The sequence below is a fragment of the Gilvimarinus sp. 2_MG-2023 genome (assembly GCF_030547685.1).
GTDB lineage: Bacteria > Pseudomonadota > Gammaproteobacteria > Pseudomonadales > Cellvibrionaceae > Gilvimarinus.
The window spans coordinates 97,926-108,584 of sequence record NZ_JAUOQM010000047.1; the positions used below are offsets into that span (position 1 = coordinate 97,926).

10 protein-coding genes are annotated in these 10,659 nt (G+C 49.9%); 8 read left to right on the forward strand and 2 right to left on the reverse strand.

What is annotated here, in order from left to right:
- Positions 1–3: 3 nt before the first annotated feature.
- From Q4526_RS11680 to Q4526_RS11715, 8 genes are all read left to right on the forward strand, one after another.
- Entirely contained in the window at positions 4–540 is a 537-nt protein-coding gene (locus tag Q4526_RS11680) for a DUF3833 domain-containing protein (RefSeq protein ID WP_303609641.1), read from the forward strand.
- A gap of 394 nt (positions 541–934) precedes the next feature.
- Positions 935–3,772 carry a monovalent cation/H+ antiporter subunit A gene (locus tag Q4526_RS11685; protein WP_215977260.1) on the forward strand — a complete coding sequence of 946 codons (2,838 nt, stop codon included), beginning with the start codon at positions 935–937 and terminating at the stop codon, positions 3,770–3,772.
- On the forward strand, positions 3,772–4,113 hold the full coding sequence (locus Q4526_RS11690; RefSeq protein ID WP_215977261.1) for a Na+/H+ antiporter subunit C: 342 nt from the start codon (positions 3,772–3,774) through the stop codon (positions 4,111–4,113). The genes Q4526_RS11685 and Q4526_RS11690 overlap by 1 nt, the downstream gene beginning before the upstream one ends.
- On the forward strand, positions 4,110–5,633 hold the full coding sequence (locus Q4526_RS11695; RefSeq protein WP_215977262.1) for a monovalent cation/H+ antiporter subunit D: 1,524 nt from the start codon (positions 4,110–4,112) through the stop codon (positions 5,631–5,633). The genes Q4526_RS11690 and Q4526_RS11695 overlap by 4 nt, the downstream gene beginning before the upstream one ends.
- Positions 5,626–6,138: a Na+/H+ antiporter subunit E gene (locus Q4526_RS11700; protein ID WP_215977263.1), complete on the forward strand. Its 513-nt coding sequence runs from the start codon at positions 5,626–5,628 to the stop codon at positions 6,136–6,138. Before Q4526_RS11695 ends, Q4526_RS11700 begins: the two co-directional genes overlap by 8 nt.
- Positions 6,123–6,392 carry a K+/H+ antiporter subunit F gene (locus tag Q4526_RS11705; protein WP_215977264.1) on the forward strand — a complete coding sequence of 90 codons (270 nt, stop codon included), beginning with the start codon at positions 6,123–6,125 and terminating at the stop codon, positions 6,390–6,392. The genes Q4526_RS11700 and Q4526_RS11705 overlap by 16 nt, the downstream gene beginning before the upstream one ends.
- Before the next feature lie 7 nt (positions 6,393–6,399).
- Positions 6,400–6,759 (forward strand): Na+/H+ antiporter subunit G, encoded by a 360-nt coding sequence (locus Q4526_RS11710; protein WP_215977265.1) that lies wholly within the window; start codon positions 6,400–6,402, stop codon positions 6,757–6,759.
- A gap of 246 nt (positions 6,760–7,005) precedes the next feature.
- The gene (locus Q4526_RS11715) at positions 7,006–7,419 is read left to right on the forward strand and encodes an SRPBCC domain-containing protein (RefSeq protein ID WP_215977266.1); all 414 of its coding nucleotides are present in this window, start codon (positions 7,006–7,008) and stop codon (positions 7,417–7,419) included.
- Positions 7,420–7,489: 70 nt separating this feature from the next.
- Here Q4526_RS11715 and Q4526_RS11720 read toward each other — a convergent pair whose 3' ends face one another.
- Complete coding sequence (locus tag Q4526_RS11720; protein ID WP_215977267.1) at positions 7,490–8,332, reverse strand: hypothetical protein; 843 nt, start codon at positions 8,330–8,332, stop codon at positions 7,490–7,492.
- A 157-nt stretch (positions 8,333–8,489) separates the two neighbouring features.
- Entirely contained in the window at positions 8,490–10,559 is a 2,070-nt protein-coding gene (locus Q4526_RS11725; RefSeq protein ID WP_215977268.1) for a sensor histidine kinase, read from the reverse strand.
- Positions 10,560–10,659: the final 100 nt, after the last annotated feature.

Sequence of the window (10,659 nt, forward strand, 5' to 3'; positions counted from 1 at the left end):
GCCATGTCTTTTTATCAGCCGATCAGCCTATTGTTCACCTTGCTTATGCTCGCGGGGTGCGCTGGACACACGCTAAACGATTACGCCGAACGCTCTCCCACTTTTATACCCGAAGCGTTTTTCCAAGGCCCGCTAGTGGCCCACGGCGTGGTCAAAAATCGCTCCGGCGAAGCCATAAGGCATTTTGACGCCACCATAGACGCCAGTTGGCAGGGTGGCATTGGCACGCTGGCCGAGCGTTTTACATTCGATGACGGCGAAGTTCAGTATCGCAACTGGACACTAACCCCAACCAACCAAGGCAGCTTCGACGCCACCGCTGGGGACGTGAAAGGCATCGGTAAGGGCCAGTTTCAAGGTAATGCGTTAAACTTGAAATACACGCTTATGATCGACTATAACGACAGCAAGCTCGCCGTTAATGTAGACGACTGGATGTGGCTGGTGGATAAAAACGTCGTCATGAACGAGTCAACCCTGAGAAAATGGGGCTTTAAGGTCGGGAGCGTACAGTTGGTAATTCGCAAACTAGAAGAATAAGCGCTACTTGTCGATTAAGTAATCACCCCCAGCCGCTCCGCCCACCTGCATTGATAGGCAACCCACTCTCTGGTTGCTTTCACATCTGGCACTTCGCTGCCAGTTTGTGTATAAAGTCCCATGCGTTAAGCTCACAAAAGCGAGCCGATTCAAGGATTTGCAGATAATGGCACAGCCCGACACACATAATAGTCAATGCAGACGCAGCAAACTGGCTGACACCCCGCTGGTGATGCACCTTGGCGCAAGGGACTCACGCTACCAACCTTATTATCAAGACCCGCCGACCTATCTGTGGATGACGATAACGAATCCCTTCCCAAGGGGTTAACTGCTCACACTGTATTCACCGGTTTCGCATGCGACAAGCCGACAACAGGGGTGTTAACACACCATGACATTATTAAGTATTATTTTACTTCCCTTGCTAGGGGCACTTTTGCCCGTCTATACAGAGCGGTTTGGGCGCACAATATGTGCCTATTCAGCGGCTATAGGACCACTGTGTGCTCTGGGCATACTACTGGGCAGTTCAGCCTCAGTATTCTCCGGTCATATTGAACAAGTTTATATTGCCTGGCTGCCAGCCATTGGGCTGGATTTAAGCTTGCGCTTAGATGGTCTAGGCCTGATGTTTGCGCTACTGATTGTTGGCATTGGCCTGCTGGTGGTGCTTTATGCCCGCTATTACCTCGCTCAACGCGACTCTCTGGGTAAGCTCTACGCGCTGTTACAGCTGTTTATGATGGCCATGTTAGGCATTGTATTATCCAGCAACTTGTTGCTGATGATCGTCTTTTGGGAGATCACAAGCCTGGTCTCTTTCTTGTTAATAGGTTACTGGTCCGACCAGTCCGACGCCCGCAAAGGTGCCCGTATGGCGCTGACTGTCACCGGTGCCGGCGGGTTGTGTTTGCTGGCCGGCGCCCTTTTGATCGAGCGTATTGTCGGCAGCTTTGAGCTGGATGCCATCTTTGCCGCTGCCGATCAAATTAAGGCTCACGCCAGTTACCCAGTCATTCTGGTGCTGGTGCTACTAGGCGCCTTTACCAAGTCCGCTCAGTTCCCTTTTCAATTTTGGCTACCCCATGCCATGAGCGCCCCTACCCCGGTATCGGCCTACCTGCATTCGGCCACCATGGTCAAAGCTGGGGTCTTTTTACTGGCGCGGATGCACCCTGCTCTGGCTGGTACCGATGGCTGGTTCTATTTGGTGACCTTCACCGGTATGGCGACCTTGTTATTCGGCGCCTACAACGCTCTGTTCAAACACGACCTCAAAGGGTTGTTGGCGTACTCAACCATTAGTCACCTCGGGCTGATTACCATGCTGCTTGGCTTTAGCACCGATTTGGCAGTGGTGGCGGCGATATTTCATATTATTAACCACGCCACTTTTAAAGCTTCGTTGTTTATGGCCGCCGGGATTATCGATCACGAAACCGGCACCCGCGATATGCGCAAAATCAACGGCATGTGGAAGTACATGCCGCACACCGCTCTACTCGCCATGGTCGCCGCCCTCGCCATGGCTGGGGTGCCCTTGCTGAACGGCTTTCTCAGTAAAGAGATGTTTTTCTCCGAGGCGCTGCACATTGAATCCATGGGCATGTTCAGCTGGGTGTTCCCCTTATCTGCCACCTTAGCCGGTATTTTTTCCGTCGCCTATTCGGTGCGGTTTATTCACGATGTATTTTTCAATGGTGAGCCTGTCGACTTGCCTAAATACCCACCGCACGAGCCACCGCGCTATATGATTGTGCCGGTAGAAATCCTGGTGGGCTTGTGTTTATTGGTAGGAATTGTACCCAACTTGACGGTGGCGCCGTTTCTGCAAGCAGCCAGCTTGGCCGTGCTAGGTCACGACATGCCCGACTATCACATCGCCATTTGGCACGGGGTAAATTTGCCCTTAATCATGAGCTTTGTGGCTTTAGCTGGCGGCTTGCTGATGTATCGCCAGCGCTCGGGGTTGTTTGCGTTCTACGAGCGGAAATACCGCCACGATGAAAAAATAATGTTCGAATCGAGAGTGCAATTCTCGGTGCGTATGGCACAGATGCTCACCGACTTAATTCAAAACAACTCTTTGCAACGTTATATGGCGCTGCTGATCGGCGCCGCCGTGGTGGCAATCGGTTATGCCTTATTACCGGGTATTCCATGGCCGCAAGACTTCGCACTCACCGCATTAGAGCCGGTCAGCTTGCTAGCCGCCATTGTTCTAACCGTCGGTGCATTAGGTACAGTGCTATTGCATCACAACCGTTTTGCCGCACTCTTGCTCTTAAGTGTAGTGGGATTGGTGGTATCGCTGATTTTTGTGCGATATTCCGCGCCAGACTTGGCCCTGACGCAAATTTCGGTAGAAGTGGTTACCATCGTCTTACTGATGCTAGCTCTGTATTTCTTACCGCAAATCACACCCAACGAATCGGGAGCAAAGCGCGTGGGGCGCGATATCATTCTCGCCACAGCCGCCGGTTTGGGCATGGGTATTTTGACCTTTGCGATGCTCACCACACCGTACCAAACCTTATCTGACTTTTATTTGGCCAACAGTGTCAGCGGTGGCGGCGGCGCCAATGTGGTCAACGTGATTCTGGTGGACTTTCGCGGCTTCGATACCCTGGGCGAAATTACCGTCTTAGCCATTGCCGCGGTGGGTATTTATGCCATGCTCAACGGCTTACATTTACCACTACCACAAGCCGATGGCGATGGCCGCCGCTGGGATAAAGAGCCCCACCCCCCCATACTGTCTGTGATGGCGCGTATTCTTTTACCACTGGCCATTCTGGTGTCGATTTTTATTTTCCTGCGCGGGCACAATGCTCCGGGCGGTGGTTTTATTGCCGGCCTAGTGACCAGCGTTGCCTTAATCTTGCAGTATTTGGCCTCTGGCACTCTTTGGATGCAAGAGCGCTTGCGCTGGCGCTACCGTCGCGTCGCTGTCTCGGGGGTTTTAATTGCCACTTTAACTGGGGTCGGTAGCTGGTTCTTCGGCTATCCGTTCTTAACCTCGACCTTTGACCACTTCCATATCCCACTGATCGGGGAGATTGAGCTCGCCTCTGCCATGATCTTCGATACTGGGGTTTATATTACCGTTGTGGGGGCTACCTTGTTGATCTTGGCCCACCTCGGCAAGCTGGCGCAAACCAGCCATTCGCCCCGCCCACCGACCAGTAAAGCGTTTAGCGGTGCCGATCTGAATAAAGGAGACGATTAGTGGAAATTTTAATATCCGCCGTCATTGCCATCTTGACCAGTTGCGGCGTCTATTTACTACTGCGCGGCCGCACATTCCCCATTATTTTGGGGCTGACTCTACTTACCTATGCGGTTAATTTGTTTATTTTTATGTCCGGGCGCTTAAACACTAGCGCCAGTACCATTATTGGTGTGGGCGATCAGTACGCTGACCCCTTACCCCAAGCCTTGGTTTTAACGGCCATTGTAATCAGCTTTGCCATGACCGCCTTTGTCTTAGTGCTCGCCCTGCGAGCGCGTGCTGAGCTCGGCAATGATCATGTCGACGGGCGCAACAGTATCGAGGAGATCAAATCGTGAACCATTTGATTATTGCTCCGGTACTGTTGCCACTTCTGACGGCCATTGTATTATTGCTCGGCACAGGGCGGCCGCCACGGATTCAACGCGGCATCAGTTTTATCAGTGTCTGCGCCCAACTTGCAGTGGCTTTGGTATTACTGAGCATTGCCGCCGGTGACCAAACACTGGTCTACGCACTCGGCAACTGGGCTCCCCCTTTTGGTATTGTCTTAGTGCTCGATCGCCTCAGTGCCTTGATGGTGGCCCTGACTGCCAGCTTGGCTTTTTTTAGCCTCTGGTACGCTGCGCGCGGCAATGACAAACCCACCGATAGCTTGCACAGCGTGATGCACTTTTTGTTGATGGGCGTGAACGGAGCCTTTTTAACCGGTGATTTGTTCAACCTGTTTGTGTTCTTTGAGGTACTGTTAATTGCCTCCTACACCTTGCTACTACACGGTGGAGGCGCAGCGCGGATTAAATCAGGGTTGCATTATGTACTGCTCAATTTAATTGGATCGAGCTTATTCTTGATTGCCGCTGCCCTACTCTACGGCTTAACCGGCACCCTGAACATGGCGGATATGGCAGTCAAGGTCGCCAACACCAGCGCCGAACAAGCGCCACTGATGCACGCCGCTGCGCTGTTGTTGTTGGTGGTATTTGGTTTAAAAGCGGCCATGGTACCGCTGTACTTTTGGTTGCCACGAGCTTATGCCTCGGCCTCGGCTCCTGTAGCCGCTATGTTTTGCATCATGACCAAAATCGGTATTTACGCCATTATTCGCATGTACAGTTTGGTGTTCGGCACCGAAGCAGGCCTGCTCGCTAATGTCGCTAGCCCTTGGCTCTGGCCATTAGCGTTAATTACGCTCACCCTAGGGGCGGCTGGGGCTCTTGCTGCTCGAGAATTGCGATTGCAAATTGCCTATTTAGTCGTAGTATCGGTCGGCACCATGTTAGCCGGAGTGGCGCTGAACAGCGTTGCCGCCCTGGGCGCCACACTCTACTATTTACTGCACTCTACTTGGGTATGTGCCGCTTTATTTCTATTGGCCGATATTATTATGCGTCAACGCGGGGCCACCTCGGACCGTATTATCACCGGGCCACGACTCAAACAACCGGTGCTGCTGGGGACTGTGTTTTTCATTGGCGCGGCGGCCGTGATTGGTATGCCGCCACTGTCTGGCTTTATCGGCAAGGTCATGTTGATGCGCTCTGCCGTCAGCGATGAGCAAACCTTCTGGCTTTGGTTTTTACTGCTGGCCTCAAGCATTGTTATGGTGACCGCGTTAAGCCGCAGTGGCAGCACCATTTTTTGGCGCACCGAAAACCGCACCGCCAAAGCAGATAAAGCAGACCACCTGGCATTGGCAGCAGTAATGGCACTTTTTGCTTGCACTCTAGCGCTGAGTTTTGCCGCCAGCCCTGTGGTAAATTACACCCAAGCCACCGCCGCCCAAATCATGGCCCCCAACAATTATATTGATGCTGTGCTAAGCCACCAAACTGTCGAGGGGGTACACCATGAATAGTGTCACCTACAAAAAACTTTTCCCACATAAATTATTGAGTATATTTATGCTCGGGCTCTGGTTAGCCATGAGCAATAGTATTGGCCTTGGGCAGTGGTTATTAGGCGGCTTTTTAGCCTGGGCCATCCCCTATTTCACTCAAGCCTTCTGGCCGCAATCGATGGTTATCGCCAAGCCTTGGTTGGCCCTGCGCTTTTTGTTGCTGGTGCTATGGGATATCGTCATCGCCAACGCGCAAGTGGCGGTGTTAATTATGGGGCCCCGCCAAAAACTGCAGCCGGCATTTATGCGAATCCCGCTGGAGTTAAAACAAGACTTCACCATTACCCTATTGGCCAATACCATTTCTCTCACCCCAGGAACAGTGACCGTCGATCTGCAGATGGAAGAGGGTTACCTGTTGGTACACGGTTTACACGTGGATGATGTTGAAGCCACCATTGCTGACATTAAGTCGCGCTACGAGCGCCCATTAAAGGAGATTTTCGAATGCTCCAAAACGTAATCCAGCTCACGATGTTTATCGTTGCTCTGGCTTTGGTATTAAATGTATGGCGCCTATGCATAGGTCCATCACTGCCAGACCGCATTTTGGCACTGGATACCATGTATATTAATACCATTGCTTTGTTGGTGTTGTTTGGTATGCACGAACAAAAAACACTCTACTTTGAAGGCGCTCTGCTTATTGCGGTTATGGGCTTTGTGGGTACGGTTGCCCTGTCAAAATATCTGTTGCGCGGCGACATCATTGAGTGAGGCGAGCATGAATATCTATTTAGAAGTTACTATTTCACTATTTTTATTATTAGGTGGCGTGTTTGCGCTTATTGGCTCACTGGGCTTAGCACGCCTGCAAGATTTTTTTATGCGCCTGCACGGCCCCACCAAAGCCACCACCCTCGGCGTGGGCGGCATGATTATCGGCTCTATCATATTCTTTTCCGCCACCGAAGCAGGCCTAAGTTTTCACGAGCTGCTAATTGCCCTGTTCTTATTTATTACCGCCCCAGTCAGCGCACACATAGTAGGTAAAGCAGCCCTGCACCGGCAGATTGCCTGTGAAGAACGTACACGTAATATTCCTTGGCAGCGCCAAAGTGATAATTCTGACAGTACGAGCTGAGTGTTAAGGTTAGATTAGCCTGTGGAATAGAACGGCCTCGGTATCATATGTATACCTAGTCTGTTCTATCCCGACGATTAAGACCGTTGGAGCTTCTTAGCAATTACTGGATCTGAATAAATAATCCCTATTGTTCGCCCCCCTTTTTGTTCATACATCTGTCGATTTACACAATCCCTATTCGACAACAGTTTGAGTAGTCAAAGACCTTAACTGTTTACGATACAACCACGACTAGGAGTGTGTATGAAAATATTAATCGAAACGCTTGTTAACGCCCCCCTGAGCACGGTTTGGAATGCCTGGGTGACCCCGGAAGATATTACTCACTGGAATACAGCATCTGATGAATGGTGTTGTCCAAGCGCAGAACTGGATCTTTCGCAAGGCGGTCGTTTCAACTACCGGATGCAGGCCAAAGATGGCACAGCAGGGTTTGATTTTGAGGGTGAATTTACGGCCATCATTCCGCATCAATTAATTCGCTACCAACTTGCCGATCAACGTATGGTAGAGATTAAATTTACAGCTTTAAAAAACAGCGTTGAAATCATCCAAACATTTGACACTGAAGACAATCACACCGCGGAGCAGCAAAAGCAAGGCTGGCTAAGCATTCTCAATAGCTTTAAAAATTATGTGGAAAATAAAACTCATTAAACACAGATTTTAGGGTGCAGACGATAGAAACTCCATTGCCCCCCTATCTTCATCCAATATTTCCCACACATTAATTAGAGTTGAGTTTTGGCGTTAATAAATTCACCCCCTGACTCATATACAAATCGTCATACAGTAAACCACCGTTGCCATATGGGGCGCGGTGGGGCCCTGTATTACAATTCATTAAAAAGTGCGTCAGTGGCTGTTCGCGCTGCATGCGAAAATCCGCCTGCCGATAAACTTGCATTCGCTGAGCAAACTCCCCGCCTCGGACAAACACATCGTAGCGCTGGCCGCCTAAAGCTCTGGGGGCATTATTGACGACATACCAGATTTCATACCACAGACCAGGCTCAAGAGGCTTGGCCTCTGCCCCGGTTGTGGGATTAATAACATTGGCATAGCCACCATCGACCTTGACCATCAAGGCGCCGGTATTAACCAACCCCGAGGATTCGGTTTTGTCGGTTACGCGCAACGTTGGCTCAAACGCGTTGTAGTCATTTTTCTCGATGCCCTCGGCGCCCATATTGCTGACCCCGAATGCATGGTTATTGGGAAAAGACTCAACCTGAATGCGGCTATAAAACGTAAAAGTCTCCCCTAGTTTAACCTCGCGAGGCAGTGCCTTATAAGTCAGTGCTTTGCGGTTGCCAACAATACCTTCAGCGGCGGGTTTTTTAAGCAAATAGGCGTTTTCTTCACCCGGCCCAGCCTCCGTACGGCGCTCGGTCACTTGCGGATTATCGATGCGCGGCTCAGTGTCATTTTTGGTATCGGCCTTGCTCCAGTGCACCAGCGCATTAGGGGCTTCAAAGTCGTCGATTAGAATCCAGCCGGCCGTGTCAGCCAAGCTTAGCGGCGAAAGTACACTGGCATAGAGCGCTAACGAGGCCCATAAATATTTCATAATAACTCCTATTTTTATCGGGTGTAGAGCGCGAGATATTAGTTATATTAAACATCAACCCACCCGCACACTGTTGCGGCTCGTCATTACCTCGTGACCGACACCGGATTGCGAACTAAGTCTTAGAAAATCACGACATCGTCCCTAGGGCGATGATTTAACGTGACTGCGTCACCGGCCACTGAAACTGGAAACAGCAACCAAGCTCGGCCCCCTCACTTGGCAGCAAGGTAACATTTCCCCCGTGCTGCTCGACTATGGTTTTTGCCAAATATAAACCAATACCAGAGCCTGGTTGGGTTTGTACATTTGGCGCCCGGTAAAATTTGTCGAATATTTTATCTTGCAGGTTTGGATCAATACCCGGGCCACGGTCGCTTATCTGCAAGTAGACTTGCGAGTCAGTCTGGCACAGCTGCACCAGTATCTTTGTATCCTCAGGGGAGTATTTAAGCGCATTTTCCACAACATTCACCCATGCGATTGCCAGTAATTCTGGGTCAATTTCACTGATAACTGCCTCTTTAGGCAACACCAACTCAATGCGACCTCGACCAAAATTAAAAGCAAATAATCTTTCCAAAATTTGACATACATCCACCGATTGTATTTTTATGTCGGGCGCCCCATCGGTGGCTAATCGCTCTGAAGTTAAGCAATTATTCATCAGAATTGTCATGCGCTCGGTATTATTGCGAATACGCTGTATTCGAGGCACCACCTCTGGAAAGCGTTGGCTCAGTTGTATCTGCAGGTTTTGCGCAACCATATCAATGACCGCTAAGGGTGAACGAAATTCATGCGATACCATTGCCACAAATTCTTTTTGCGTTTGTAACGCTAATTTTTCGTTGGCCAGAGATTCTCTTAGCTTCACCTCGATGGACGCCCTTTGCTCAATTTCCTTAGTTAAAGCAATATTGGCACAACCCAAATCCAGTGTTCTTGCTTGAACCTTTGACTCCAGCTCAAGGTTATGAGTTGTCACCTGCTGCAATAAAGCTTCTTTCGCAGCGAATTTATCTTGTTCTGCTTGCCAGGCGCGGCGTGCCAAAGCGAAATTGAGTAGCACCACATGAATCAAACCGCCAATATTAGGCAAGTGATCAATCAATGGAATCCAGCCACCCAAACCTAAACCCTTAGAGAAGAGCAGTAGCAATGCAACTTGCAACGGCAAAAATGCCACCGCGTAAAAACGCAACGATCGGTGCCGTATTAATGCATGTAAACTGACAAACAAGAAAACGACTATAAATGTACTCGTTATCACTGAGCTAGCGATAAACAACCAACGCCACCCAGCCACAACAATGAACACACCCGTCAATAAAAATGCCGTAATGTAACCCCAGGTGACATAATAAATGTAGCGATAAAAGGTGCGAAGCCGAAAAGTACCTTGTAAAAATAGAATAAAAGTTGCGCCAAATAAGGCCGAACTCAGTACCATTAAGGTAGACACCGACATGTTAGGGCCGGAAAAAACAAACTGCGAGGCATAACCTCCACTAATGGATGAAAATGCCCCCAACAATATCATCGACACGGCGTATAATAGATAATCTCTATCACGCAACCTATACCAGAAAATAAAGTTGATTAAGGCCGCTAACAACACCATTCCCAAATACAGCCCATAAGTCACATACTCGATGGCCATAAAACGTTGGAATTTCTCTGGGGTAAGTAGCATAACATCGGTACTTTGCTGATCATAAAACCCCAACTTCAAATGATAGGTGGTCAGCGCCGATGGTGTGAAATTAAGCCGATACACAAACCCACGGTAATCGTACTCTCGGTTGCTAAACGGATACGCAAAGCCCTGTTTTTTGCCGTTGGTTATCAACTGTCCATGGCGGTACAGTTCTAGATGCTCAATATATGCTGGTAAAAGTGTGAGTAACCACTCGGTGGGGGCATCGTCATCTGGCTGCAAACAAAGACGCAGCCATAAACCTCCGCCACGAGTCGCAGACGACACGTTACCCGATGCTTGCTCGAAGCGTGAATCGGGCAAAGCCATAACCTGTTCAATAGTCAACGCCCGTGCCGGGTCTTCCAGAACCAAAAGCGACAGGTTGTCAGTATTAACCGCCGCCGACATGGATTCCGACAATATCTGCGCGGGGCACTGTGCATTTGCCCAAGTCCCTAGCGCCATTATCAATATCACTAACCAGCGCCCAATTTGAACAGCAGGCGCTGTGTTTTTTCTTATCACGACACCAAGTCTCCTTCTTAGGTGTGCTTCGTTTTCAAGCACGACTAGTCCCTATTACGCCCTATCAGAAGAGGTGAGTGCGTAAGCGTGGTACGTTAGC